The following is a 24,874-nucleotide window of genomic DNA, read 5'->3' on the forward strand; positions in this document are numbered from 1 at the left end:
CTGGCTCAGGCTCCTTTGTCGAGCTGCCGCGAAACCATGTTCATCAGTTCAGCCACAAAGCCTTCCGTCCGGGCGCCGAAGGCGGAGATCCGGGTTTGGAAGTAGTTGTAGAAGATAACCGACGGAATGGCGGCGAAGAGGCCGATACCGGTGGCGAGCAGCGCTTCGGCGATACCGGGCGCGACGACGGCCAGGTTCGTCGTGTTGGTGTTCGCGATCCCGATGAACGAGTTCATGATCCCGTACACCGTACCGAACAGACCGATGAACGGACCGGACGAGCCGACCGACGCCAGGAACTGCATGCCGCCCGACAGACGCTTGGACAGCGAGGCCTGAACGGCGCTCACCGCGGCCTGGGCGCGGTTGATGGTGGTGTCGCGGTGGTCGCCGTTGACGGCGAGACCGGCCTGCTTGGACAGTTCCACCTCCTGAGCGGCGGCGGCGGCCATGTCGGCCAGCGGGTTGCCGGCGAACTCTTCGGAGAGGGCGATACGGCCCACTTCGTTGATCGTCTTGGCGCTGCGGAAGGCCTCCACGAAGTTGTCGGCGGCGCGGTTGAGCGAGCCGAACTCGATCAGCTTGGTGATCAGCAGCATCCAGGAGAACACCGAGCAGAGCACCAGACCGATCATGACGATCTTCACGACCCATTGGGCGTCCATGAACATCTGCATGACGGTCAACTTGCCGGCATGTTCGATGGTCGCGGGAGCCTCGGGTTCGGCGGCCGGAGCGGCAGCCGCGGGCGCGGCGGCGTCAGCCGCAGGCGCGGCGTCGGCGGCAGGTGCGGCGGCGTCGGCCGCAGGCGCGGCCGGGGCGGCGGCGTCCTGAGCGAACGCCGGCGCGCTCGTCATCAGCGCGACCGCGCCGAGGAGAGCGATGAAAGGAGTCGTTCGTTTGTTGTCGAGCATCTGTCGCCAGTTCCTAATTGGTCTAGCACGTTTGGACCGAGGGTCGTCGCGCGAGAGCGTCTCCACCCTAGTTGAACAAGCCCGGCGCCGTGAACCGATTTCACTCGGGACGCGTCGCCAGAACCGCTGTCGCTGCGCCCGACCCGTAACGCGTTTCTCCAACAAGGCTGTGAAGATTGGCGTTTCGAAGGCGCAAGGCAGCTCCTCATTCGGGTGAAATTGGAGCCTTACCGCTAAGTTAGACGTGCGGCGACGGTCCTTTGGCAACCCCTCGGTCGGGCGTCAAGGGGGCACGCTGAGCAAGGAGGCAGCACGTCGCAAACCGAAAAATCGGTATTGTTGCGACGCAAAATCGCAAGGCCCGTTAATCTTAGGCGAATTTCCGCTCGACCCGGAAAATCGCGCTGCAACGCAGCAAAATCGACGGAACGCCGGTCTGCCGAAAGGGGGCGGCCAAGCTCAGATTTCCCGCGCCGGCGCCCGATTTTCGGTCGGCGTTGCGTCGATGGGCGGTGAAATGGGATTCGCGGTTGCTCAAGTCAAGCAAGGCCGGGGATCGCGCGCCACGCGGGCCCTCCAGTGTGTCTTGGATGCATCGCAACATCGTCACACGCATGACGCGCAACCCGGGCGCGGGACGCGCAAGGCTGCGGCTGAACCGCACAGAACCGCAGGCGTTCCGTGAAGAACGCCTCAGCCGCTGGATCCAAGGGAGGAGAAAGTGGTGCCTGGGGGCGGATTCGAACCACCGACACGCGGATTTTCAATCCGCTGCTCTACCAACTGAGCTACCCAGGCGCGCCGCAGCGTCGCGGGAGGCGTGTCTATAGAAGAGCGTTTCGGCGAAGTCCAGCGACGCCTTGCGCGGAAATCTCACTCCTCGGGCGCGTCCTCGCCGGGCCCGTCCTCGTCCTCCACCGCGGGCACGGCGTAGCCGCCGCTCAGCCAGCGCTGCAGGTCCACGTCCGCGCAGCGCTTGGAGCAGAACGGCCGGTATCCGGTCGCGGTCGGCTTGCCGCAGATCGGGCACTTGGGCGCGCTCATCGCACCTTGGCCTCCAGCCAGTCCCGGGACGCGCCCGGGTCGGCGGTGATCTCGAACCGCGCGCCGATACGTTCGGCCAGGCGCCGGGCCAGCGGCTCGGCCGCCGTCGCCACGGCCGGGGCGCAGCGGGCCGCGATGCGTCCGCCCGGCTGAGCCGCCGCTTCGGCCTCGATGCGCCGGATCAGCCGCAGGGCCAGCGTGCTGTCCGAAAGCCGGCCCCCTTCGCAGAGGATTTCCGCCACCGGCCGCGTTCGGCGGGGCACGGTCAGTTCGATCGTGCCGAACCTGCTCACCGGACCGATCGCCACGCCGGGATTGTCCGGCGCGAAGGCGGCGCGGGCGGCGGTCATCAGCGCCGTGCCGTCGTGTCCGCGGCCCGCCAGGTCGATCACCACCAGCCCGCCCAGGCCCTTGAGGCGGAGCAGGCGGGCGATCTCGCCCAGGGCGGTGAGATTGGCGTGGCGGGTCACGCGCTTGGCGTCCTGGCCCTTGCGCTCGCCCAGGTCGACGTCCACCGCCGTCAGCGCCCGGGTGGGCTCGATCGCCACGGAGCCGCCGCCCGGCAGCCGGTGCACGGTCTCCAGCGCTTCGGCCTCGGCTTCGTCGGCCGCCTGGCGGGCGATCGCCCCGGTCTCGACCTCGCCGCCCCGGGCGAAGGCCAGCAACTGCTCGCCCAGGTCCGGCGCCTTGGCGATCAGGGCCGGCGCCCCTTCCCCCGGCCCGAGCAGCTTCGCCGTCGCCAGCTTGCCGTCCCGCGCCTCGGCGCGAATCTCCACCTCCAGGGCCTGCCCCTGCTTCGGACGCTCCTCGGGCCGGAACGGCAGCACCGCCTCGGCCCCCTCCCCCAGGTCCAGGAAGGCCGTGCCCAGCGCCGGCTCCACCTGGCGCGCCCGCGCCCGCACCCGCGCCCCAAGGCGCAGCCGCGCGGGCATGTCCTCGCGCAGGATCAGCAGCCGCTCGGGCTGGTCGTTCAGGGTGACGACGCCGCGGGTCTCGCCGAGGCCGCGGTCCAGGAACAGTCGGCGCGCGCTCATGGCGCCCTGTACCCCACCCCGCCCAGAAGGCTGAGGGTCTCATAGAGCGGCAGGCCGACCACCGCCGGATAGGAGCCGCTGATGTCCATGACGAACCCGCCGGCGCGGCCTTGGATGGCGTAGCCGCCGGCCTTGCCAAGCCCCTCGCCGCCGGCGGCGTAGGCTTCGATCTCGGCCTCCGTCAGCCGCTTGACGTGCAGCCGCGTCTCGACGAGCCGCGCGGCGCTCCGTCCGCCGGGCGCCCGCACGGCGACGGCCGTCAGCACCCGGTGCGCCCGCCCCGACAGCAGCCCCAGGCACTCGCGCACCTGGTCCTCGGTCTCGGCCTTGGGCAGAACGCGCCGGCCCACGGCCACCACGGTGTCGGCCGCCAGCACCACGTCCAGCGGGTGAGCGGCGGCCACGGCCTGGGCCTTTTCGCGCGCCAGCCGCTCGGCCAGGCGCCTCGGCGTCTCCTTGGGGTGGGGGGTCTCGTCGATCTCGGCGGCGACCACGAGGTCGGGCGTCAACCCGACCTGGCGCAGGAGATCAAGCCGCCTGGGGCTTGCGGACGCCAACACCAGGCGCGGCGGCGGATGAGCCGGCAAGCGTCGGCCTTAGCGGACGCGGAAGGTGATGCGGCCCTTGGTCAGGTCGTAGGGCGTCATCTCCACGAGCACCTTGTCGCCGACCGCCACGCGGATGCGGTTCTTGCGCATCTTGCCGGCCGTGTGGGCGATGATCTCGTGGTCGTTCTCAAGCTTCACGCGAAACGTCGCGTTGGGCAGGACTTCGCTGACCGTGCCCGGAAACTCCAGCAGTTCTTCCTTCGCCATGCAGGCTCCATCTGTGGCTCACAATGCGCGGACGCCGCGTGGAATCAGGGCCGCGCGCGGCAAGCAGCATCGATTCTCTTACCGCATAGCGGTGGAAACCGTCGACGCGCTCGCGCGCTCCTCTACAGGGTTTGGCCACGCTCGGCCATATCCGCGGACAGACCGAATCGCTCGGCGATCCGCCGGGCGAGATCGTCGCGCGCCTGACGAAACGCCTCCAGCCGCGCCTCGCGCGAACCCTCCGTCAGCGTCGGATCGAACGTCGGCCAGTACTCGATCTCGGTCGCGCGGTTGCGGGTCAACTCCACGGCCCGGTGCTGCGCCTCCGGCGTCAAGGAGATGATCAGGTCGAACGAGTCGTCCTCGAGCTCGTCGAAGGTCTTGGGGCGATGGCCCTGGAGATCGCAGCCCACCTCCGCCATCACCGCGGCGGCGAACGGGTTGGCGGCCGCCTCCTTGTTCGGATCGCCCAGGTCCTCGTGCTTGAGGCCGCAACTGTCCACGAACACCCGGTCGCCCAAGGCGCGCCGCAGCAGCGCCTCGGCCATGGGCGAGCGCACGCGGTTGAAGTTGCAGGCGAAGAGCACCGCTCCCGGAAGGGGCGCGGGGGTGTCGGCGGTCATGTCGCCTCACCCGCGCCAGTGCAGCGCGCAGATCAAGGTGAACAGCCGCCGCGCCGTGTCGATGTCGGTGTCGATCTTGCCTTCCAGGCGGGTGCGCAACAGGTTCGACGCTTCGTTGTGCAGACCACGCCGGCCCATGTCCAAGGCCTCGATCTGCTGCGGCGTGGAATTGCGGATCGCCTGGTAATAGCTTTCGCAGATCAGGAAGTAGTCCTTGATGAGCGTCCTGAACGGCGACAGCGACAGGATGTGCCGCCGTTCGTAGCCCGGCCCGGTGACGTCCAGCACCAGCCGGTTCTCCATCAGCCCCATGTGCAGGTCGTAAGGCCCGCCGCTGGCGCCTTCCGGCTTGAAGTAGTTCTCCTCCAGGAGATCGAAGATCGCGATCTGGCGCTCCTGCTCCTGGTCGCGCGAAGCCGCGGCGAGCGACTCCTCGTCGATCTCGACGGATTGCAGGCGGTGGATCTTGCGGTCGTCGTCGGCCATGGCGGGATCTGGGGCGGAAGGCCCAAGGCGACGTTTAGGCAATCCCGCGCCGGTCGTCATCCTGCAGCGCGAGGAACTCGCGCCATGCGCGTCGCCGGTGGCTCCGGGGACACGGGGGGCCGGCGGGCCGCCCGGACGCACGAGGGCGCCCGGCGCGGGGGTCGCGCCGGGCGCCGCTTTCGGCCTGTCGGGCTCAATAGCCGTAGTTGGCGTACTGATAGCCGGCGGGGCGCACGTAGGCGTCATGGACATAGCCGACCCCGACGCCGTTCTGGCCCACCAGGATCCACTCGGTGCCGCGCACCCGGGCCAGGCCCTGGAAGCGCTCGCCCGGCCGCAGGGCGCCGACGCGGGCGCTGTTGGTGGTCGGCGCGCCGCGCAGGTTCACAGAGGTGGTGGCCACGAACGTCCCGCCGTCGCGGTGGAAGCTGGCGGGGGCGATCGCCGAATCGAGGGTGACGCCGCCGTGGGTGTAGGTGGCCGGGGCCGCCTGGTAGCCGCCGCCGTAGTAGGCGCCGCGCTGGGTGTCGGCCCGCTGCATGCGGCAGCCCACGTAGGAGCCCGCCGCCGCCCCGGCCACCGCGCCGATCGCCGTGCCCGTGCCGCGGTCGTTCTTGGCCAGGTTGCTGCCCGCCGCCGCGCCCAGCAGGGCGCCGATCAGCGCGCCGCCGACCTGCTTGTTGCCGGGGGCGTCGCAGCCGACCACGGGCTCCAGCCCCGTCGGGCCGCGGCCGTAGGTCTGGGCCGAAGCCGTGGAGACGGCCCCGACCGCGAGCGCGCCGGCCAGCGCCGTGGCCGCCGCGCCGCGCATCAGCTTGGAAGTCTTCTGGGTCCGCATGGTGCTCTCCGTCAGATGAATCTTGCCGCGAGGCCGATCACGACCTCGATGGGACCCACCTTAGGGGCGCCATGCTGAACGGGCGCCGGGATGCGATTGTCAGGAAGCGTTCAGCTTCGCCGGCGCGCCTCGCGGAAGGAAACGAGCCGCTGCTGGCTCTCGTCCCACAGGGCCAGGCGGGCGAATCCCAGGCTCTCGAGCAGCCCCACCCGGCTGACCTCGCGCAGTTCCGGATGGTCGCGCAGCACCCGCGACAGCCGATAGAAGGGGATGCGGCTCGACAGGTGGTGGACGTGATGGACGCCGATGTTGGCCGTGAACCAGCGCAGAACCGGGGGCAGGTCGTAGTGCGAACTGCCGCTCAGCGCCGCTTCCTCCCGCGTCCATTCGCCGTTGCGGCTCCACTGCGCGCCCTCGAACTGGTGCTGCACGTAGAACAGCCAGACCCCGATCGTGGCCGCCAGCAACAGGGTGGTCACGTTCACCACCAGCACCGGCGCGACGCCGAACACCAGAATCAGGCCGGCGAACAGGGCGGCGATGGACAAGGTCGTCCCGACGACGCTGATCCAGGGCCGCCAGCCGTGGCGCATCAGCCCCACCGGCAGCCGCTGCATCACGACGAACACGAAGGCCGGTCCCAGGCCGAACATCACCACCGGATTGCGGTAGAGCCAGTAGCCGAACCGGCGCAGCGGCGGCAGCGCCTTGTATTCCTCGACGGTCAGGGTCTCGATCGCGCCCAGCCCTCGCCGATCCAGGTTGCCCGAGGTCGCGTGGTGCATCGCATGGGTGCGCCGCCAGTAGTCGTAGGGGGTCAGGGTCAGCACCCCGATGATCCGCCCGGTCCAGTCGTTGGCGTGGCGGTGGCGGAAGAAGGCCCCGTGACCGCAGTCGTGCTGGATCATGAACAGCCGCACGAGAAATCCGGCCGCGGGCACGCTCAATAGCAGCGCCGCCCACCAGAAGCCCTGCCGGTGAAGCAGCCAGGCCGCCCCCCAGATCAGCGCCAGCGGCGCTGCGGTGATCAGGATTTCGACCACGCTGCGCCCGTGGCTGGGCTTGCGGTAGTCGGCCAGCCGGCGGCTCCAGGCCGCGGCGGAGGAATCAGAACGCTTCGATGTCATGACCGCCAGATGGCGCAGGATTGTGACGAAAAAAGCCGGAAGGCCGCATTAGGTTCATCATTGGCTCAGGCGAATCGCCGCAGAGCGCGCGTGGGCCGGCAGCCCTTCGGCGTCGGCAAGCGCCACCGTCGCCGGCCCCAGGGCGGCGAAGGCGGCCGCATCGCACTTCACGATCGAGGTGCGCTTGATGAAGTCATAGAGCGACAGCCCCGAGGAGAACCGCGCCGCCCGGCTGGTCGGCAGCACGTGGTTGGAGCCGGCCACATAGTCGCCGATCGCCTCCGGCGCGTGCCGCCCCAGGAAGATCGCGCCCGCATGGCGCACCCGTTCCGCCAGGGCGTCCGGCTCGTCGACGGCGAATTCCACGTGCTCGGGTGCGATGCGGTCCACCAGGCCCGGCGCGGCGTCCAGGGGAGCGATCACCACGGCCCCGTGGTCCCGCCAGGAGGCCGCCGCGTCGGCCCCGGTGGCCAGGGTCTCCAGTTGCGCTTCCACGGCCGCCACCACCTTGGCGGCGAAGGCCTCGTCGTCGGTGATCAGGATCGATTGGGCGGCGGGATCGTGCTCGGCCTGGGACAGAAGGTCCGCGGCGATCCAGTCGGGCGGGTTGGCGGCGTCGGCCACCACGACGATCTCAGAGGGTCCCGCCAGGGCGTCGATGCCGACCGCCCCGTACACCCGCCGCTTGGCCGCGGTGACGAAGGCGTTGCCCGGCCCAACGATCTTGTCCACGGGGCGGATCGGGCCCGCGCCGTAGGCCAGGGCCGCCACCGCCTGGGCGCCGCCCACCCGCCAGATCTCGGTCACGCCCGCCGCCTTGGCCGCCGCCAGCACAGCCGGCTGCAGGCGCCCGGGCGGCGTCACCATGGCGATCCGCTCCACCCCGGCCACCGCCGCAGGCACGGCGTTCATCAGCACCGTCGATGGATAGGCCGCGCGCCCGCCGGGCACATAGATCCCCACCGCTTCCAGCGCCGTCCAGCGCCAGCCCAGCTCCACCCCGGCCTGGTCGGTGAAGCGCATGTCCGCCGGCCGCTGGCGCTCGTGATAGGCGCGGATGCGCGCCGCCGCGAAATCGATCGCCGCGCGCACCTCGGCCGGACATTCGGCCGCGCCCGCCTCGATCTCCTCGGCCGACACGCGGAGGGTCGCCTCGGTGAGCTCAACCCGGTCGAACTCGGCGGCGAAGCGCAGCAGCGCCGCGAGCCCCTCCGCGCGCACCGCCGCGATCACCTCGCGCACGATCGCCTCGACCTCCTCGGGGGTCTCGCGCCGCTCGTCGACGAAGGCGTTGAACGCGGCCTCGAAGCCGGGATCGGAATGGCGGAACCTGCGCATGGCGCGCTCTTTAGCGAGCCTTGGCCCCTCGCGCCACGCCTATCGCCCCAGTGCGGCGTTGGCGATCGATGCGCCGGCGCGCTAGCCTTTGCGCATGGAGCCGACGCCCCCAGACACAGGAGATCTCCGCTGGCGGGCCGACCAGCTTCTGCAGGCCATGTTCGGCCACGACGAGTGCGGCCGCCTGACCGGCGCGGCGCCCCTGGTCCACATCCTGCGCACCGCGCGCGGGACCTGGGCCCGCGTCCATGCCGATCTGCCCGACGCGCTCGCCGAACGGGTGCAGGCCCTCGCCGCCGCCCCCCGCGGCCGCCCGCAGGCGTGGGCCCAGGACTACGCCCGCCTCGTCGAGCTGGTCGCCCCCCTGGCCGCCGTCGCCGCCGTCCGCGCCGGGCCGCTCTACGGCTTCCCGCCAGGCCTGCCGGAGCCCGACGGGTGCGCGACGCTCACGGCCGCAAACGTCGGCCTCCTGGCGGACGGCCTCGACGAATGGGCGCCGGATGTCCTGGCGGGCGCGATGATGGCCGCCGCGCTTGCCGAGGGCCGCGCCGCGGCGGTCTGCGCGAGCGTGCGCGCCTCGCCGGCCGTCCACTGCGCCGGCGTCGAGACCGCTCCGGGGCGGCGTGGCTGCGGCCATGGTCGCCGCGCGGTCGCCGCCTGGGCCGGCCTTGTGCGTCAGGCCGGCGCCGAGCCCCTTTACGGGACCACCTTCGACAACCTGCCCTCCCAGCGCCTCGCCGCCGGCCTGGGCCTGCCGCTCGTCGGCAGCGAATTCTCGATCTACGGGGCCGTGTGAGCCCGCTCGGGCGCCGCGAGGTCCACGGTCGCGCGGCGAAGCCGCCGGGACAGTCCTATTCGGCGTGCTTCGGCGTCCGCGGGGTCGGCCAGGGCTCGGAGATGTCGGCCAGCACCGCGTCGAGGCATTCCACCTCGCAGCGCAGGTCGCCCCCGCCGGCGAAGCTCAGCACCACGGCCCCGCCCGGCGCCTTCCCGGGTTCGAAGCTTACGGCCAGGAGCTCCACCACCGCCGAGGGCGCCTCGCGCCGCAGCCGGCGGGCCTGCACCCGCAGCACCGAGCCCAGTTGCAGGGCGCTGCGCACCCGTTCGCCGCCGCCCGCCTCCCAGCGATAGCGATTGAACTGGATCGTCAGCCGCCGCGCCTTCGGCTCGAAGCCGATGTCGCCGATCCGGGTCACGGCGTCCTGCAGGGCCGCCGAGACGACCGCCAGGTCGTCGGCGTCCTCGGCCAGGAGTTTCAGGCTCGCCGTCATGCCCCGTCTCACTCTTCCTCGGACTCGCCGCCCTTGATCCGGCGCACCGCAGCGCCGCAGGCGCCAAGCTTCTCCTCGAGCCGCTCGAAGCCCCGGTCCAGGTGATAGACCCGGTTTACGATGGTGTCGCCCCGCGCCGCCAGTCCCGCGATCACCAGGCTGACCGAGGCGCGCAGGTCGGTGGCCATCACCGGCGCCCCTTCCAGGGATCCGACCCCGCGCACCCGCGCCTCGCCCCCGCTCACCGAAATGTCGGCGCCCAGGCGCGCCAGCTCCGGCGCGTGCATGAAGCGGTTCTCGAAGATCGTCTCCCGGATCACGCTTTCGCCCTCGGCCAGGGTCATCAGCGCCATGAACTGGGCCTGCAGGTCGGTGGCGAAGCCGGGATAGGGGTCGGTCTCCACCTCCACCGCCTTCAGGCGCGCGCCGTTGCGCGTGATGGTCACGCCGTCGTCGTGGCGGGTCACCTCCACGCCGGCCTCGACCATCTTGTCGAGCAGGGCGGCGATGAAGTCGCTGCGCGTACGCGTCAGCCGCACCTGCCCGCCGGCCATGGCCGCGGCCAGGGCGTAGGTTCCGGTCTCGATCCGGTCGGGAATCACCGAATGGGTCGCTCCCGACAGCTTGGACACGCCCTCGATGCGGATCTCGGACGTCCCCGCGCCCTCGATCTTCGCGCCCATCTTGACCAGGCACTGCGCCAGGTCCTCGATTTCCGGCTCGCAGGCGGCGTTCTTCAGCACCGTCGCGCCGCTGGCCAGCACCGCCGTCAGCAGGGCGTGCTCGGTGGCGCCCACCGAAACGAACGGGAATTCGATCTCCGCCCCCGTCAGCCCGCGCGGCGCCTGGGCGTAGACGTAGCCCTCGTGCAGGTCGATCCGCGCGCCGAGCGCCTCCAGCGCCTTCAGGTGCAGGTCCACCGGCCGCGCCCCGATGGTGCAGCCGCCCGGCAGCGAGACCTTGGCCTGGCCGGTGCGGGCGATCAGCGGGCCCAGCACGTTGAAGGAGGCGCGCATCTGGCGCACTAGGTCATAGGGCGCGATGGCGCTGACGATCTCGGCCGTGTGCAGGGTGGTCTGCGCCCCGTCCGGCCCCTCCGATTCCACCACCTCGGCCCCCAGCCGCTGCAGCAGCTTGCCCAGGAAGCGGGTGTCGGCCAGCCGCGGCATGTTCGTCAGCCGTAGCGGTTCGTCGGTCAGCAGGCTCGCCGCCATCAGTTTGATCGCGGAGTTCTTGGCGCCGCTGATCGGGATCTCACCCTCCAGCCGCGCGCCGCCGGTGATGGCGATTCGGTCCAAACAAATCCCTCGGGAACTTGGGGCGCCCCGGACGGGGCGAACAGACCGCGTATCTACCCTGCGCCTGGGCCGGCGCAAAGACGATCAGCGTTCGGATGCGTCGTCGCCCGTCTGGTCGCCGTCGCCTTGCGCGGGAGACTTGGCCGCCTTCGGGGCCTTGCGGCGGCGCAGGTTGGCGCGCAGGGCCTGGGCCAGCTTGGCCTCCCTGTCGGCGGCCTCCCCGCCATGCCGCTCGTCCTTGCCGTCGGACTTCATGCCCTGGCCGTGCGACGACGCCGCGCGCCCGTCAAGTCCGACTTTCCGACTTTTAGGGCTTCACGGGCGCGCCGGCTTTGGCTATAGCGCCCGCCTCGCCTTTCGCCGCCGTAGCTCAGTGGTAGAGCGCATCCTTGGTAAGGCTGAGGTCGGCAGTTCAATCCTGCCCGGCGGCACCACTCCCCACCTGGGAGACCACGCGAGTCCCACGCTCCAGGACTCTGACGCCCCGCCGCGGGTCGAGGCGGTCAGTGCGGGCTCGTGACCTTCATGAGCACAAGGCCTGCGACGATCAGGGCGGCGGCCAGCACCCGTGCGGCGCTGACGGGCTCGTGCAGGACCAGGGTCCCGACCACGAAGGCGCCGACCGCTCCGATGCCCGTCCAGACGACGTAGGCCGTGCCGAGCGGCAGGACGCGCATGGAGACCGCCAGCAGGCCGAAGCTGGCGATCATGAATCCGAGGGTTCCTATCGACGGCCAGAAGCGGGTGAACCCGGCCGACTGCTTCATGAGATAGGCCCAGACCACCTCCAGCAGTCCGGCGACGATCAGAATTGCCCAGGCCATGGCGGCGTTCCCTCCTGGAGCGCCGGGCCGTCCCGGACTTGAAGCCTGCCGCGCAGGGAGGACGTTGCCTCTCGGGGCCTAGATACGGACCCGCGCGGCCGGTTCAAGCCTGCACGGGGTCCTCGGCCGGCGGACGGGCTACTGGGGGACCACGTCCCGGCCCGCTTCGGCTTCGTCGCGACTTCGGCGACGCTCGATCAGCCACACCAGCCAGATCGAGATCTCGTAGAGCAGGATGATCGGCACGGCGAGCATGCACTGGCTGATCGGGTCGGGCGGGGTCACGACCGCGGCCACCACGAACACCCCGACGATGGCGTAGCGCCGGCCCGCGCGCAGCATCTGGGCGTTCACCAGGCCGGCCATGCCGAGCAGCGTCAGGACCACAGGCAACTGGAAGCAAAGGCCGAACGCCAGCAGCAGCGTCGTGACGAGGGTCAGGTAGTCGGAGACCTTGGGCAGCAGCTCCACCGAGATCGCGCCCACGCCGGTGATCTGCTGCGACAGGGAGAACCACAGCACGAACGGCAGGATCACGAAGTAGACCAGGGCCGCGCCCAGCAGGAACAGGCTCGGCGAGGCCACCAGGAAGGGCAGGAAGGCCTTGCGCTCGCGCTTGTAGAGCCCGGGGGCGACGAAGCCGTAGACCTGCCACGCCAGCACCGGGAAGGTCACGATCACCGCGCCGAAACCGGCGAGCTTGAGCTTGGTGAAGAAGAACTCCAGGGGCGCGGTGAACACCAGCTTCAGCCCCTGCCCGGCCACGGCCGCAGGCGCGGTCTTGGCGCCCACGAGGGTCAGCAGCAGATCCGTCGCGCCGGAGATGTCGAAGGCCCCGCCGTGCGCGCCCTTGCGCACCTCCAGCAGCCGGGCGGCCACCTCGAAGGGGTGCAGCAGCAACAGGTAGATTTGGCTGGCGAAGGCGAAGCACAGGGCGAACCCGACCGCGATCGCCGCCACGCAGATGATCAGGCGCTGGCGCAGTTCGACCAGGTGGTCCAGCAGCGGCGCACGCGAGGCCTCGATCTCGGCCTCGTCGGGATCGAAGTCGCTCATCTCAGGCGTCCGCCTTCTTGGTCCGCGGCTTGCGCGCCGGCGCCTTGGCCGCGCCCGCCGCGCTCCGCTTCGGTGCGGAGGCCTTGGCTCCAGAGCTCTTGGCCGCCGAACTCTTGGTCGCCGAACCCTTGGCCGCCGGCTTCGTCGCCGCGGCGGCGCGCGGCTTTCGGGCGGCCTTGGGCGCGGGTTGCGGCTCCGTACCCGACGTCGCGGCCGCCGGATCGGGCTCCGACGCGGGCGGCGAGATCTGGTGGCTCATCGGCGGGTGGAACTGGGCCCCGGTGTCGGCCAGGCTCTGCTCGATCTCGCTGATGGCGCTGCGCACCGGCTCTTCGGCTCCGGACGCGGCGTCCGCCATGAACCGGCCCGAGCGCATCGCCTCCACCTCGCGGCGCAGTTCGTCGAGCTCCGATTGCCGGGCCATTTCGTCGAAGCTGGCGCGGAATTCGGCCGCCATGCCGCGCAGCCGCGCCACGAACTGGCCGACCTTGCGCATCAAGAGCGGCAGGTCCTTGGGCCCCACCACGATCAGCGCGACCACGGCGATGAGCAGGAGTTCGGAGGCGCCGATGTCCGGAAGCATGGCCGTGGCCTAGACGAAGCAGAGGGCGCCGATCAAGGCCGGCGCGACGTGAAACGGCGCGGGAGCGGGGTCAGCCGCGCGCCTCGTCCTTTTCCCGTTCGGCGGCGATCGTCTTGGCCCCGCCCTCGGCCGGCTTGTCCTCGTCCTTAAGGCCGTCGCGGAAGGCGCGGATGCCTTTGGCGGCGTCGCCCATCAGGCCGGACAGCTTGCCGCGGCCGCCGAACAGCAGCGCCACGACCACCAGCACGATCAGCCAATGCCAGATCGAAAATGAGCCCATGAACCCAGAACTCCGTTGCGGCCGCCGCCCGATCCCCGGGCGCGGCCAATCCGTTCGCCTCAATATAGGGCCTTCAGCCCCGATGCACCATGGAATGACGCCGATGCGGCGTCACGGCGCGTCTTCGCCGCCCAGATAGTCGGTGTGGAACTCCGGCGCCTCGTTCTCGTCGAAGGGATCCTCCTCCGGGTGCGCCGCGCTCGGGTCGGGCACCGAGAATCCCGGCGGCAGGTCCAGCGAAAGCAGGCCCGCGGCCTTCATCTCCGCCAGCCCCGGCAGGTCCGACAGGCTCGCCAGGCCGTAGTGCTCCAGAAAGGCGTCCGTGGTGCCGTAGGTCACCGGCCGCCCCGGCGTGCGCCGCCGCCCGCGCATGCGCACCAGGCCCAGTTCGAGCAGCACGTCCAGCGTCCCCTTGCTGGCCTGCACCCCGCGCACCGCTTCGATCTCCGCCCGCGTCACCGGCTGGTGGTAGGCGATGATCGCCAGGGTCTCCTGCGCCGCCTTGGAAAGCCGCCGCGGCTCCTCCCGCTCCTCGGTCATCAGGAACGCCAGGTCCGGCGCGGTCTGCAGGCGCCAGCGGTCGGCCACGCAGGCCAGTTCGACCCCGCGCCCCTCGTAGCGCCGCTTCAGGGCCATCAGCGCTTCGCCGATCTCCGCCGCCCCGTCCGGCAGCCGCTCGGCCAGTTCGGCGGCGCTGAGCGGGCCGGCGGCGGCGAACAACAGCGCCTCGATTCGGCGCTCGGTCTCGGCCAGGTCGCCCATCTAGAGCGCGAGCTCCGCCTGGCGCCGCTCAGCCTCGCGGCGCGCCCGCAGGTACACGTCGGCGAAGGCCTCCAGTTGCCGGGCCTCCAGGTGTCCCTCCTTCACCAGCTCCAGGCTCGCCGACAGGGTCGAGGCCAGGTACGAGGCCGGCGTCGGCCCCTCGCCGGCCGCGCCGTAGCGTGCGCCCCGCGGCGTCACGCCGGTCAACGGCGTCCATCGCTCCAGCTCCGGCAGCAGTTCGCGCAGCCGCTCGCGCGCCTCCTCCAGGGGATAGGCCTGCTGCGGGCGCGGCGCGTAGTGCCGGGCCTCCTCGCGTTTGCGCTGCGCCAGATAGGCGTCCATCAGGCCGTAGAGGTCCCCCTCCAGCCGGGTCGAGGGGATCACGCGGATCGCCTCCGGATCGCCCCGCACGAACACGTCGCGACCCAGTTGCGGCCTGTCCTTCAGCGCCTCGGCGGCGCGCCGCATGGCGTCCAGCTTGGCGAGGCGGAAAGCGAGCTGCGCGGCCATCTCCTCGGCCGGCGGCTCCTCGGCCTTCGGCCGCTCGGGCTTGGGCAGCAGCAGGCGCGACTTCAGGTAGGCCAGCCAGGCCGCCATCACCAGGTAGTCCGCCGCCAGGGAGAAGCGCAACCGCCGCGCCTGCTGCACGAACGCCAGGTACTGCTCGGCCAGCTTCAGCACCGACAGCTTCAGCAGGTCCACCTTCTGGCTGCGCGCCAGGGCCAGGAGCACGTGCAGCGGCCCCTCGTAGCCCTCGACGTCGACGATCAGGGCGTCGCCGTCTTCCGCCGCGGTGCGCGCGGCTTCGAAATCGAGGTTGGGTTGGAACGCGCCGCTCACGCCGCCCACCGCCCGTCGAACGCCGCCTCGAAACGCGCCCTCGCCTCCTCGGCGTCGAAAGGCTCCGGAGCCTTGGCCAGCCGCGCCAGCGCCGCACGGGCGCGCTGCGCGGCGCGTCCCGCCAGCGGCTTCATGCCGGCCATCACCGCCGTCATCTCGGCCATGTCGCCATTGCAGTGCAGGACCAGGTCGCAGCCGGCCGCCAGCGCCGCGCGCGCCCGTTGGGCGAAGTCGCCCTTCAGCGCCTTCATGGACAGGTCGTCCGTCATCAGCAGGCCGTCGAAGCCGATCGCCCCGCGGATCACCTGGCGGATCGCCGTGCGCGAGGTGGTGGCCGGGCGGCGCGGGTCGACCGCCGTGTAGACGACGTGGGCGCTCATCGCCATCGGCATGTCGGACAGCACGCGGAAGGGAGCGAAGTCGCGCCCATCCAGGTCTTCATAGGCGGCTTCCACCACCGGCAGCTCCAGATGGCTGTCGGCCCGGGCCCGGCCGTGTCCCGGTATGTGCTTGATCACCGGCAGCACCCCGCCCGCGATCAGCCCCTCGGCCGCCGCCCGGCCCAGCAGCGCGACCTCCTCGGGCGTCTCGCCATAGGCGCGGTCGCCGATGATGTCGTGGGCGCCCGGCCCGGGCACGTCGAGGACCGGCACGCAATCGACGTTGATTCCCAGGGCGGCCAGGTCGTGGGCCAGGAGCCGCGCGCCAAGCCGGGTGATCTCCCGCCGCAGCAGCGGGTCGTTGCCCGCGAGCGCGCCGTAGGCCCGGCCGGGGGGATAGCGCCGCCAGTGCGGCGGGCCCAGGCGCTGCACGCGCCCGCCCTCCTGGTCGATCAGCACCGGCGCGTCGGCGCGCCCCACGCAGGCCCGCAACTCGGCCACCAGCGCGCGGACCTGCTCGGGGCTTTCGACGTTCCGCTTGAAGAGGATGAAGCCCCAGGGGTCGGCTTCGCGGAAGAACGCCCGCTCCCCGTCGCTGAGGGCGGTCCCGGCGCAGCCGAGGATGCAGGCGCTGGCGCTCATTTCACGAAGCAGTTCTTCCCGGCCGCCTTGAGCGCGTCGCAGAAGGCCTTGGCCTCGGCCTTGGAGCCGAAGCCGGTCACCGTCGTGCGGTAGAGGGTCGAGCCGTTCACCTGCACCGGCTCCACGGTCTTGCCTTTGCCGGCGATGGCCCCGGGCGCGATCCGCGCCGCGTCGTTCCAGCCGGCGTCGGCCAGGGCCTTGGATGAGAAGGCGCCGATCTGGACCCCCGCCGCCCCGCCGGACACGACGGCGGGCTTGGGGGCCGCGGCGGCCGGCGCAGGGGTCTTGGGCGCCGGGGCGGCGGCCTTGGGGGCGGGCGCCGGCTGGGCCGGCTTCAGTTCGGCGGCCTTGGACGCCGGCTGGGCCGGCGGCAGCGGCGCAGGCGCCTGGGCCACCTGGGTGGAGGGCGCGGCGCGGGGGGCCGGCTCCTCCGGCGGCGGCGTGAAGGTGGGCTGGCCGGCGGCAGGCGCCTCGTCCTGGTAGATCTGCAGGCTGGCGGCCGGGTCGGTCGGCTGCTCGCCGGCCGGCGCGGGGGCCTTCATCTCGCCCACCGGCGCGCCGACCGCCTGGGGCGCCTCGCCCTCCTGGCGCACGCCAGAACGGTAGAAGAAGACGATGGCCGCGATCAGGATCAGCAGCACCACGCCGGAAACGATCAGGGTCATCGGCACGGGCCGCGAGCCGCGCACGGGCTGGCGGGCGTCGAAGGCCAGCGGCGCGTCGGCCGTGGGAGGCGTATAGGCGCCGCGATCAGAGTCGGACATCGCGCAAGCTCACCGGGAATCTGGGCGCGACCTAAGGCGAATCGCGCGGAGGAGAGGACAGTCTATCGAAGCGCGCCGCCCTTCGAACCGCCCCGTCCGGCCTAATTCCAGACGTCGAGGTGGAAAAGGCGGCGGTGCTCTTCGATGGCGAAGCGGTCGGTCATGCCGGCGATGTAGTCGCACACCACCCGGGCGCGCCCGGCCTCGTCGCGCTTCTGCGACCGCGCGAACCACTCGGTCGGCAGGACGTCGGGTTCGGCCATGAACAACTGGAACATCTCGGCAAGAATGCGGCGCGCCTGGCTGCGCGTCCGATTGACGCGCCAGTACCTGTACATGCGCTCCATCAGGAAGGCGCGCAGTTGCGCCAGGTCCTCCGCCATGTCCCGGGAGAAGGCCACCAGCGGCCGGCCAAGGTTGCGCACGTCCTCCGCCGAGCCGACCTTGGCCTCGTCCGCCCTCCGGCGGGTCTCGGCAAGCACGTCGTCGACCATCGCCCCGATCATCCGCCGGACCGCCTCCAGCCGCACGATCCTGGGCTCCAGGTCCGGATACTCCTTGTAGACCCCCGCCAGGATCGGGCCGATCAACGGCACGTCGAGCAGTTCCTTCAGGTGGAACAGCCCCGCCTGCACCCCGTCGTCGACGTCGTGGTTGTTGTAGGCGATGTCGTCGGCCAGCGCCGCCACCTGGGCCTCGGCGGAGGCCCAGCCCCCCAGGCCCAGCCGATACTCGGCGTCGAATTCGGCGATGGCGCTCCAGCTCGGGCGCTCCAGCTTCTCCACCACGGGACCGTTGTGCTTGATCACCCCTTCCAGGGTCTCCCACGTCAGGTTCAGGCCGTCGAAGCGGGGGTAGCGCCGCTCCAGCCGCGTCACGACCCGGAAGGTCTGGACGTTGTGGTCGAAGCCGCCGTAGTCGGCCATCTGCCGTTCCAGCTCGTCCTCGCCGGCGTGGCCGAACGGCGGATGGCCCAGGTCGTGGGCCAGGGCGATGGTCTCGGCCAGGTCCCCGTCCAGCCCGAGCGCCGTGGCCACCGAGCGGGCGATCTGCGCCACCTCCAGCGAATGGGTCAGGCGCGTGCGGAAATGGTCGCCCTCGTGCGCCACGAAGACCTGGGTCTTCTCCTTCAGCCGGCGGAAGGCCGTGCAATGGATGATCCGGTCCCGGTCGCGCGCGAACGGCGTGCGCGTGCGGCTCTCGTCTTCCTGCACCTTGCGGCCGCGCGACTTGGCGGGGTCTTCGGCGTAGGGGGCGCGGGGCGGTAGGGTCAGGGCCATGGGGACCTTCTGCTGCAACGCCTCTTGGTCGAAGCGCTCGAGGCCCTCATATAGAGGCAAGGTGAGAACTTCCTAAGCGCCCATGATCACCCAAGACCTGACCCTGTCTCCCGCCGCCGCCCGCCGCATCCAGGCCATCGGCCAGGCCGAAGGCCGGCCGCTGATGCTGCGCGTCGCGGTCGAAGGCGGCGGCTGCTCGGGCTTCCAGTACCAGTTCGACCTGGTCGAAGAGGCCCAGCCCGACGACCTTCGCGTGGAGCGCGACGGCGCGGCGGCCCTGGTCGACGAGATGAGCCTGGTCCTGCTCAAGGGCTCGGAGATCGACTTCGTCGACGAGCTGGCCGGCGCCGAGTTCCGCGTGAGGAACCCCAACGCCAAGTCCAGCTGCGGCTGCGGCGTCAGCTTCTCGATCTGATCGCGTGGGGCCGCGGCGCGGCTAGCGCCCGCGCATCTGCCGGATCGTCAGCATCTGGCCGCGCTCCTCGATCTCCATGGCCGCCTCGACGCCGGTCTCAAGGGCCGCATCCAGGGTGCGTTTGGTGATCCGCAGGGCGTCCGGGGCGGCTTTCAGCATCTTTTCGGCGAGGGCCGCGCCGTGGTCGTCCAGCGCCGCGTCCGGCACAACCGTCGAGACCAGGCCCGTGCGCCAGGCCTCCGCCGCGTCGATCGGATCGCCCGTGAACAGGGCTTCGCGGGCGCGGGAGATTCCCATGGTCCGCTGCAGGCGCCATCCCACTCCCAGCTCGGCGCCGGAGAGGCCGATCTTGATGAAGGCCGAATGGAACACGGCGCTCTCGCCGGCCACCACGATGTCGCTGGCCAGCGCCAGGGCCAGGCCGCCGCCCGCCGCCGCTCCCTTGACCAGGGCGATGATCGGCTGCGGACAGGCGCGCATGGCCTTGCCGACGTCGCGCAGCACCCAGTCGCCGTTCGGGCCGTCGCGAAGGGCCGTCGGCGTGCCGGCCGACTTCAGATCCGCCCCGGCGCTAAAGGCGCGCCCGGCCCCGCGCAGGATCACCACCCGCGCCCCGGTGTCCCGCCGCAGCCCCTCGAAGGCTGCGAGCAGCGCATCGGCCATCGGCTGGTCGACGGCGTTCAGACGGTCCGGCCGGTTCAGCGTGATCCGCCGCACCTCGCCCAGGGTTTCGATCTGCAGAATGTCCTCGGCCACGCGGCCCTCCCCTCGTTCTGGTTCGCCGCGACCTTGCCGCCCGGTCCCAGCGTCAATCAACCCGCATGGCTCGGCCGCGTTCGCGGCCGGCGGTCATGAGCGTCGGCGGGCGCGCCGGCCCTTTCCCTCGCCCCCCGAAGGCCGCTAGCTTCGCGGCCCTAAGGAGCCCCTCATGAGACTCGCCACCTGGAACGTGAACTCGGTCAACGCCCGGCTGGAGACCGTCCTGAAGTGGTTCGAGCAGGAGTCGCCCGACGTCGCCTGCCTGCAGGAGATCAAGTGCGTCGACGAGAAGTTTCCCGCCGAAGCCTTTGAAAGGCTTGGATACAACGTCGCCGTTCATGGCCAGAAGACCTATAATGGCGTGGCCCTGCTCTCGAAGACGCCGCTAGAAGACGTTCGCCGCGGCCTGCCGGGCGATCCGGCCGACGAACAGGCTCGCTACATCGAGGCGGTGGTCTCCGGGCCGCGTCCGGTGCGCGTCGCCGGCATCTACCTGCCCAACGGCAATCCGGTCGGCACCGACAAGTTCGCATACAAGCTCGCCTGGATGGACCGCCTCAGCGCACACGCGCGCGCGCTGCTGGCCCTCGAGGAGCCGCTGGCGATCATGGGCGACTACAACGTCATCCCCGAGGAAACCGACGTCGAGAACCCCGCCGCCTGGGCGGACGACGCCCTGTTCCAGCCGCAGAGCCGGGCCGCCTTCCGCGCTCTCAAGTGGCTGGGCTTCACCGACGCCTACATGCAGGTCGACGGTGCCCCCGGCGGCTACACCTTCTGGGACTATCAGGCCGGGGCCTGGCAGCGGAACAACGGCATCCGCATCGACCACGCCCTGCTCTCGCCCCAGGCCGCCGACCTGCTGCGCGGCTGCGTCATCCACCGCGACGCCCGCGGCTGGGAAAAGCCCTCGGACCACGTGCCCGTCGTCGTCGAGCTTGACCTCTAGGCCTCAGGTCCGGCTTCCCCCCGCCGGCGGCGCGCGTCCCTTCTGCACCTTCCTGCGGAAGAGCAGCTTGTCTATGCGCCGCTCGTCCATGTCGACGATCTCCACGCGCCAGCTTCCCATGTCGAACACCTCCCCTTCGCGGGGCAGGCGTCCGATGTGGTTCAGCACCAGCCCGGCGGCGGTCTGGAAGCCGGCCTCGTCGTCGAATTCCGACTCCAGCGCGCGATTCAGCTCCTCGATCTCGGTGCGCCCGTCGACGAGGAACGAGCCGTCCTCCCGCGTCAGCACGGCGGCGCTGTCGTCGGCGTGCCCCTCGGGGAAGTCGCCGGCGATCATCTCCAGCAGGTCCGTGGTGGTGACGACACCCTCCAGCGAACCGAACTCGTCCACCACCAGAGCCATGTGCAGGGGCGTCGACTTGAAGAGCTCCAGCGCCTTCAGCACGGTGGTCGTCTCGGGGATGAACAACGGCGTCTCGACCAGCGATGCCAGGTCGATCGGCGCATTGTCCAGCAGGCGGTCCAAGAGGTCTTTCTTATTCACGACGCCGACGGCTTCGTCGATGTCCTCGCCCCGGGCGACGACCAGGCGCGAGTGCGGGCTGGCGCGGATCTCGGCGCGCTGCTGCTCCTCCGGGTCGGACAGGGAGATCCAGTCCACATCGCGCCGCGGCGTCATGGCGGCCCGCACCTGGCGGTCGCCCAGGCGCATGACCTCGCCGATGATCACCTGCTCCTCCGGTTCGATCAGGCCTGCGCTGGTGCCTTCGGCCAGAACGGTCATCACCTCCTCCTGGGTGATCGCCTCGCCCTTCTCGTCGCGCACCCCCGCCAGCCGCAGCACCCCGGCGGTGGAGGCGGTCAGCAGGGTGACGAACGGGTGCAGCACCGTGGCGACCAGCGTCAGCGGCCGCGAGACGATGGCGGCGATGGCCTCCGGGAAGATCAGCGCAAAGCGCTTGGGAACGAGTTCGCCGACGATCAGCGAGACGTAGGTCAGCACGATCACCACCAGCCCCGTGGCGATGGCTTCGGACCAAGGGGCGATGAGCGGGAACCGCTCAAGGCTGGCGTCCAGTTCGGCGGCGATGGTCGCCTGGCCGTAGGCGCCGGCCAGGATGCCGATCAGGGTGATGCCCACCTGCACGGCCGACAGGAACCGGGTGGGGTTTTCGGCCAGCTTCAGCGCGGCGGCGGCGCCCTGGTCGCCGCGGTCAGCGCGGGCCTGGAGCTTGGGTTTGCGGGACGACACCACGGCCAGTTCGGACATGGCGAAGAGGCCGTTCAGCACCACGAGCAGCAGCACTACGGCGGAAGCAATGAGGATCATCACCCTAAGGTTTTCAGCGGGCCGCCGTTCGGCCACGCCGACGATGATAGGGGCATCCGCCCTGTCCGGCGAGCGGCGGATGCGGCGGCTTCTCCCCCCCTGCGAACAGCGCTAGCGTCCGGACATGAACGAGTTCGTCCGGCTCCTCCTGCTCGTGGCGCTCGCCGGGACGGCCCTCACCTTCCTCGGCAGCGCCGCGATCTGGTTCATGGACGAGGAGCGGCGCCTGCGCCGGGCGCTGCGGCGCGTGCTCAAGGGGCCGCCGGAAGCCGTAGTCTTCGCCCGGGGCCGCGGCCGTGCGGCGGGGTTCCAGTTCGCGTCTGGCCTGGCGGCGGTCGCCTGGGACAACGGCGCCTGGTGCCTCGTCTACCGGCTCGAGGAGCTGATGGGCGCCGAACTGATCGTCGACGGCCAGGTGGTCGCCCGCGCCTTCCGGGGCGAGCCGCGCCGGGCGCTGGACCAGATGGCCGGCGCCGTCGAGGACGTGCGTCTGCGGCTGATCTTCGACGACCCCCGCCATCCCGACTTCGAGCTGGAGCTCTGGACGCCGGGGGACCAGGCGGGCCGCGCGCCCCTCACGCCGGCCAAGGCCGTGCAGGAGGCCAACCGCTGGCTCGCCCGCGCCGAGGCGATCCTGCGCCGATCGGCTCCCGCCGCGCCGGCCGCCGCCCAGGTTCAGCCCGCCCGGTCCTCGCCCCCGGCCGCTCCGCCCCTCGCGGCGCGCCAGGACGTGGACGACGAGGATGACGCGCCGCCCTGGGACGACGACCTTCCCGACCGGGACGAAGCCATAACTTGACGCTGTAAATCTAACGGCGCACCCTGCTTCCTGGTTCGCGAAAGTCCCGGGGAGCGCCATGACCAACCTGATCGCCGCTGCGGCCTACTTCGTCCTCATCCATCTGTTGGTCTCCGGGACCCGGGTGCGCGACGCCCTTACCGGGCGGATCGGCGAGGGCCCCTACATGGGCCTGTTCTCCCTCGCCTCGATCGCCGGCCTCGTCTGGCTGATCTTCGCCTTCGGCCAGGCCCGCGCCGAGCCCGCCAACCTCGCCTACTGGACCGTCACGCCGGCGACGCGGCACGTCCAGATCGGCCTGCAGCTCATCGCCCTGCTGCTGATCTTGCCGGGCCTCACCACGCCCAATCCAACCAGCGTGCGCCAGGAGGGCGCGCTGCAGAATCCCTCGGTGGTCAGGGGCATGCTGCGCATCACCCGCCATCCTTTCCTCTGGGGCGTGGCGATCTGGGCGGCCGGCCACCTGCTGGTGAACGGCGAGCGCGCCAGCCTGGTCCTGTTCGGCTCCATGCTGGTCCTGGCGATCCTCGGCACGACGAGCATCGACGCCAAGCGCCAGCGCAAGCTGGGCGCAGAGTGGGAGGCCTTCGCCGCCCAGACCTCCAACATACCCTTCGCGGCGATCGTCTCCGGGCGCCAGAAGCTGCAGGTCGCCGAGATCGGCTGGTGGCGCCTGCTCCTGGCGCTGGTGGTCTGGCTGGTCCTGCTGGTCGCCCACCCATATGCGTTCGGCGTACCGGCCATGGGCTGATAGGCTGGCGCCATGCCCCGCTACGCCCCTTCCACCCAGCTCGAGACCCACGAGGTCTTCAATCAGCCCGCCGAGTTCGCCGGGCGCAACCTCTACGAGACCGACGCCTGCTTCCGCGAAGGCGTACGGCGCGAGGCCGGCGAATGGCTGGACGGCCCGATGCGCGCCCTGGGCGCGGCGGTCGGCTCCGAGCAGGTGCTCGAGTGGGGCGAGCAGGCCAACCGCTTCCCGCCCGAACTGACGGTCTTCGACCGCTACGGCCGCCGCATCGACGAGGCCCGCTTCCATCCCGCCTACCACTCGCTGATGGCGCTGGCGATGGAGCACAGGATCCACGACATCGCCTGGACCGCGGGGCGCGCCGGCGGCCACGTCGGCCACCTGGCCAGCCTGGCGCTGTTCACCCAGGCCGAGGCCGGGGTGATGTGTCCGATCAACATGACCTACGCCGCGGTCCCCGCCCTGCGCGCCCAGCCGGACGTCGCCGGGTCCTGGCTCGACCGGCTGCTGGGCGGCAGATACGACGCCGCGCTGCGGCCGATCGCCGAAAAGGCCGGCATCACCCTCGGCATGGCCATGACCGAGAAGCAGGGCGGCAGCGACGTGCGCGCCAACACCACCCGCGCCCACCGCCTGGAAGCCAGGGGCTCGCGGGCCTATCGCCTGGTGGGCCACAAGTGGTTCTGCTCGGCGCCGATGAGCGACGGCTTCCTTACGCTGGCCTACGCCGACGGCGGCCTTTCCTGCTTCCTGGTCCCGCGGATCACCCCCGACGGGGAGCGCAACGGCGTCCATGTGATGCGGCTGAAGGACAAGCTCGGCAACAAGTCCAACGCCTCCAGCGAGATCGAGTACCACGACGCCTACGCCGAGCTGCTGGGCGAGGAAGGCCAGGGCGTGAAGGTGATCATCGACATGGTCCACCACACGCGGCTGGGCACCATCGGCGGCACGCTCGGGATCATGCGCATGGCCCTGGCCCAGGCGGTGCATCAGGTCGCCGGCCGCCGGGCCTTCCAGAAGACGCTGATCGACCAGCCGGCGATGCGTGCGGTGATCGCTGATCTTGCGGTGGAGTACGAGGCCGCCGTCGTCCTCGGCATGCGCGTCGCCCGCGCCTTCGATCCGGACGACGAGCTCGGCCGCGCATTCGCCCGCCTGTCGGTGGCGCTCGGCAAGTACTGGCTGACCAAGCGCAATCCCAACTTCGTCTACGAGTGCATGGAGTGCCATGGCGGCGTCGGCTACGTCGAGGAGACGCCCATGCCGCGCCTCTTCCGCGAAAGCCCGCTGAATGCGATCTGGGAAGGGTCGGGCAACGTCATCGCCCTCGACATCCTGCGCACCCTCGCCCGTGAGCCCGCCGCCCTGGAGGCCTATGTCGCCGAGATCGGCGAGTCCCGCGGCGCCGACCGCCGGCTCGACGCCGCGGCCGACGCTCTGATGGACAGCCTGGCCCGCCTGCCCGCCGAGGCCGAGGCCCGCTACGCGGCCGAGCGCATGGCCCTGGTGCTTCAGGGCGCCCTGCTGGTTCGCAATGCGCCGCCGGCCGTCGCCGACGCCTTCTGCGCGACACGCCTCGGCGACGAAGGCGGCCGCTCCTTCGGCGTGCTGCCGCGGTCCGCGGACGTCGAGGCGATCGTGGCCCGGCAATCCGAAGTCGCCTAGGACGC

The 24,874-nt window shown here is 71.1% G+C and carries 30 protein-coding genes and 2 tRNA genes; 7 read left to right on the top strand and 25 right to left on the bottom strand.

The window, feature by feature from the left end; all coding sequences use genetic code 11:
• Positions 1 to 5 precede the first annotated feature (5 nt).
• From ACK4YQ_RS10260 to hisD, 11 genes are all read right to left on the bottom strand, one after another.
• A complete protein-coding gene (locus tag ACK4YQ_RS10260; RefSeq protein ID WP_409611002.1) occupies positions 6 to 914 on the bottom strand; it encodes a MotA/TolQ/ExbB proton channel family protein in 909 nt (302 codons plus the stop codon).
• 722 nt (positions 915 to 1,636) lie between these two features.
• Positions 1,637 to 1,712: transfer RNA gene (locus tag ACK4YQ_RS10265), tRNA-Phe, on the bottom strand.
• Between the two features lie 75 nt (positions 1,713 to 1,787).
• Positions 1,788 to 1,958 (bottom strand): DNA gyrase inhibitor YacG, encoded by a 171-nt coding sequence (locus ACK4YQ_RS10270; RefSeq protein ID WP_409611004.1) that lies wholly within the window; start codon positions 1,956 to 1,958, stop codon positions 1,788 to 1,790.
• Positions 1,955 to 2,992, bottom strand: coding sequence for a ribonuclease E/G (locus ACK4YQ_RS10275; RefSeq protein ID WP_409611006.1), 1,038 nt, complete (start codon positions 2,990 to 2,992; stop codon positions 1,955 to 1,957). Before ACK4YQ_RS10275 ends, ACK4YQ_RS10270 begins: the two co-directional genes overlap by 4 nt.
• The gene (locus ACK4YQ_RS10280) at positions 2,989 to 3,579 is read right to left on the bottom strand and encodes a Maf family protein (protein WP_409611008.1); all 591 of its coding nucleotides are present in this window, start codon (positions 3,577 to 3,579) and stop codon (positions 2,989 to 2,991) included. The genes ACK4YQ_RS10275 and ACK4YQ_RS10280 overlap by 4 nt, the downstream gene beginning before the upstream one ends.
• 9 nt (positions 3,580 to 3,588) lie before the next feature.
• On the bottom strand, positions 3,589 to 3,807 hold the full coding sequence (infA, locus tag ACK4YQ_RS10285; protein ID WP_374576136.1) for a translation initiation factor IF-1: 219 nt from the start codon (positions 3,805 to 3,807) through the stop codon (positions 3,589 to 3,591).
• A gap of 122 nt (positions 3,808 to 3,929) precedes the next feature.
• Complete coding sequence (locus tag ACK4YQ_RS10290) at positions 3,930 to 4,430, bottom strand: low molecular weight phosphatase family protein (RefSeq protein WP_409611011.1); 501 nt, start codon at positions 4,428 to 4,430, stop codon at positions 3,930 to 3,932.
• A gap of 6 nt (positions 4,431 to 4,436) precedes the next feature.
• Entirely contained in the window at positions 4,437 to 4,916 is a 480-nt protein-coding gene (locus ACK4YQ_RS10295) for a UPF0262 family protein (RefSeq protein WP_409611013.1), read from the bottom strand.
• Positions 4,917 to 5,109: 193 nt separating this feature from the next.
• Entirely contained in the window at positions 5,110 to 5,754 is a 645-nt protein-coding gene (locus tag ACK4YQ_RS10300) for an SH3 domain-containing protein (protein WP_409611015.1), read from the bottom strand.
• Positions 5,755 to 5,864: 110 nt separating this feature from the next.
• Positions 5,865 to 6,881, bottom strand: coding sequence for a fatty acid desaturase (locus ACK4YQ_RS10305; protein WP_409611017.1), 1,017 nt, complete (start codon positions 6,879 to 6,881; stop codon positions 5,865 to 5,867).
• Positions 6,882 to 6,938: 57 nt separating this feature from the next.
• On the bottom strand, positions 6,939 to 8,219 hold the full coding sequence (gene hisD, locus ACK4YQ_RS10310) for a histidinol dehydrogenase (protein WP_409611019.1): 1,281 nt from the start codon (positions 8,217 to 8,219) through the stop codon (positions 6,939 to 6,941).
• Between the two features lie 94 nt (positions 8,220 to 8,313).
• Between hisD and ACK4YQ_RS10315 the strand changes: the two genes are divergently transcribed.
• Positions 8,314 to 9,015 carry a hypothetical protein gene (locus ACK4YQ_RS10315; protein ID WP_409611021.1) on the top strand — a complete coding sequence of 234 codons (702 nt, stop codon included), beginning with the start codon at positions 8,314 to 8,316 and terminating at the stop codon, positions 9,013 to 9,015.
• 55 nt (positions 9,016 to 9,070) lie between these two features.
• On the opposite strand, the gene ACK4YQ_RS10320 is transcribed toward ACK4YQ_RS10315, so the two are convergent.
• The 3 genes from ACK4YQ_RS10320 to ACK4YQ_RS10330 all read right to left on the bottom strand — a co-directional run bounded on the left by ACK4YQ_RS10320 (position 9,071) and on the right by ACK4YQ_RS10330 (position 11,043).
• Positions 9,071 to 9,490: a DUF2948 family protein gene (locus tag ACK4YQ_RS10320; RefSeq protein WP_409611023.1), complete on the bottom strand. Its 420-nt coding sequence runs from the start codon at positions 9,488 to 9,490 to the stop codon at positions 9,071 to 9,073.
• 8 nt (positions 9,491 to 9,498) lie between these two features.
• Positions 9,499 to 10,788 (bottom strand): UDP-N-acetylglucosamine 1-carboxyvinyltransferase, encoded by a 1,290-nt coding sequence (gene murA, locus ACK4YQ_RS10325; protein ID WP_409611025.1) that lies wholly within the window; start codon positions 10,786 to 10,788, stop codon positions 9,499 to 9,501.
• An 84-nt stretch (positions 10,789 to 10,872) separates the two neighbouring features.
• Positions 10,873 to 11,043, bottom strand: coding sequence for a hypothetical protein (locus ACK4YQ_RS10330; protein WP_409611027.1), 171 nt, complete (start codon positions 11,041 to 11,043; stop codon positions 10,873 to 10,875).
• Positions 11,044 to 11,147: 104 nt separating this feature from the next.
• Between ACK4YQ_RS10330 and ACK4YQ_RS10335 the strand changes: the two genes are divergently transcribed.
• A tRNA-Thr gene (locus ACK4YQ_RS10335) sits at positions 11,148 to 11,222 on the top strand.
• Between the two features lie 69 nt (positions 11,223 to 11,291).
• Here the strand turns inward: ACK4YQ_RS10335 and ACK4YQ_RS10340 are convergent.
• From ACK4YQ_RS10340 to ACK4YQ_RS10380, 9 genes are all read right to left on the bottom strand, one after another.
• Complete coding sequence (locus ACK4YQ_RS10340) at positions 11,292 to 11,612, bottom strand: DMT family transporter (RefSeq protein ID WP_409611029.1); 321 nt, start codon at positions 11,610 to 11,612, stop codon at positions 11,292 to 11,294.
• 138 nt (positions 11,613 to 11,750) lie between these two features.
• Positions 11,751 to 12,668 (bottom strand): twin-arginine translocase subunit TatC, encoded by a 918-nt coding sequence (tatC, locus tag ACK4YQ_RS10345; protein ID WP_409611031.1) that lies wholly within the window; start codon positions 12,666 to 12,668, stop codon positions 11,751 to 11,753.
• 1 nt (position 12,669) lies between these two features.
• Positions 12,670 to 13,251, bottom strand: a complete 582-nt coding sequence (tatB, locus tag ACK4YQ_RS10350) for a Sec-independent protein translocase protein TatB (protein ID WP_409611033.1) — start codon at positions 13,249 to 13,251, stop codon at positions 12,670 to 12,672.
• A gap of 70 nt (positions 13,252 to 13,321) precedes the next feature.
• Positions 13,322 to 13,531, bottom strand: a complete 210-nt coding sequence (locus tag ACK4YQ_RS10355) for a twin-arginine translocase TatA/TatE family subunit (RefSeq protein WP_409611035.1) — start codon at positions 13,529 to 13,531, stop codon at positions 13,322 to 13,324.
• 111 nt (positions 13,532 to 13,642) lie between these two features.
• On the bottom strand, positions 13,643 to 14,293 hold the full coding sequence (scpB, locus tag ACK4YQ_RS10360) for an SMC-Scp complex subunit ScpB (RefSeq protein ID WP_409611037.1): 651 nt from the start codon (positions 14,291 to 14,293) through the stop codon (positions 13,643 to 13,645).
• Positions 14,294 to 15,133 (bottom strand): segregation and condensation protein A, encoded by an 840-nt coding sequence (locus ACK4YQ_RS10365; protein ID WP_409611039.1) that lies wholly within the window; start codon positions 15,131 to 15,133, stop codon positions 14,294 to 14,296.
• Complete coding sequence (gene nagZ / locus ACK4YQ_RS10370) at positions 15,130 to 16,155, bottom strand: beta-N-acetylhexosaminidase (protein ID WP_409611041.1); 1,026 nt, start codon at positions 16,153 to 16,155, stop codon at positions 15,130 to 15,132. Before nagZ ends, ACK4YQ_RS10365 begins: the two co-directional genes overlap by 4 nt.
• Entirely contained in the window at positions 16,152 to 16,919 is a 768-nt protein-coding gene (locus tag ACK4YQ_RS10375; RefSeq protein WP_409611043.1) for an SPOR domain-containing protein, read from the bottom strand. Before ACK4YQ_RS10375 ends, nagZ begins: the two co-directional genes overlap by 4 nt.
• Before the next feature lie 101 nt (positions 16,920 to 17,020).
• Positions 17,021 to 18,199: a deoxyguanosinetriphosphate triphosphohydrolase gene (locus ACK4YQ_RS10380; protein WP_409611045.1), complete on the bottom strand. Its 1,179-nt coding sequence runs from the start codon at positions 18,197 to 18,199 to the stop codon at positions 17,021 to 17,023.
• Positions 18,200 to 18,281: 82 nt separating this feature from the next.
• On the opposite strand from ACK4YQ_RS10380, the gene erpA reads away from it, so the two are divergent.
• Positions 18,282 to 18,614, top strand: coding sequence for an iron-sulfur cluster insertion protein ErpA (gene erpA / locus ACK4YQ_RS10385; RefSeq protein ID WP_409611047.1), 333 nt, complete (start codon positions 18,282 to 18,284; stop codon positions 18,612 to 18,614).
• A gap of 21 nt (positions 18,615 to 18,635) precedes the next feature.
• Here the strand turns inward: erpA and ACK4YQ_RS10390 are convergent, their stop codons facing one another.
• Positions 18,636 to 19,370 carry an enoyl-CoA hydratase/isomerase family protein gene (locus ACK4YQ_RS10390; protein WP_409611049.1) on the bottom strand — a complete coding sequence of 245 codons (735 nt, stop codon included), beginning with the start codon at positions 19,368 to 19,370 and terminating at the stop codon, positions 18,636 to 18,638.
• A 172-nt stretch (positions 19,371 to 19,542) separates the two neighbouring features.
• Between ACK4YQ_RS10390 and xth the strand changes: the two genes are divergently transcribed.
• Positions 19,543 to 20,322, top strand: coding sequence for an exodeoxyribonuclease III (xth, locus tag ACK4YQ_RS10395; protein WP_409611051.1), 780 nt, complete (start codon positions 19,543 to 19,545; stop codon positions 20,320 to 20,322).
• 3 nt (positions 20,323 to 20,325) lie between these two features.
• Here the strand turns inward: xth and ACK4YQ_RS10400 are convergent, their stop codons facing one another.
• On the bottom strand, positions 20,326 to 21,651 hold the full coding sequence (locus ACK4YQ_RS10400) for a hemolysin family protein (protein ID WP_409611053.1): 1,326 nt from the start codon (positions 21,649 to 21,651) through the stop codon (positions 20,326 to 20,328).
• Positions 21,652 to 21,775: 124 nt separating this feature from the next.
• On the opposite strand from ACK4YQ_RS10400, the gene ACK4YQ_RS10405 reads away from it, so the two are divergent.
• From ACK4YQ_RS10405 to ACK4YQ_RS10415, 3 genes are read left to right on the top strand one after another with little or no spacing between them, the layout of a single operon-like run.
• Positions 21,776 to 22,450 carry a hypothetical protein gene (locus ACK4YQ_RS10405; protein ID WP_409611055.1) on the top strand — a complete coding sequence of 225 codons (675 nt, stop codon included), beginning with the start codon at positions 21,776 to 21,778 and terminating at the stop codon, positions 22,448 to 22,450.
• A gap of 58 nt (positions 22,451 to 22,508) precedes the next feature.
• Entirely contained in the window at positions 22,509 to 23,201 is a 693-nt protein-coding gene (locus tag ACK4YQ_RS10410; protein ID WP_409611057.1) for an NnrU family protein, read from the top strand.
• 12 nt (positions 23,202 to 23,213) lie between these two features.
• Positions 23,214 to 24,869: an acyl-CoA dehydrogenase family protein gene (locus ACK4YQ_RS10415; protein ID WP_409611059.1), complete on the top strand. Its 1,656-nt coding sequence runs from the start codon at positions 23,214 to 23,216 to the stop codon at positions 24,867 to 24,869.
• Positions 24,870 to 24,874 lie beyond the last annotated feature (5 nt).

It is taken from the genome of Phenylobacterium sp., assembly GCF_046291545.1.
GTDB lineage: Bacteria > Pseudomonadota > Alphaproteobacteria > Caulobacterales > Caulobacteraceae > Phenylobacterium.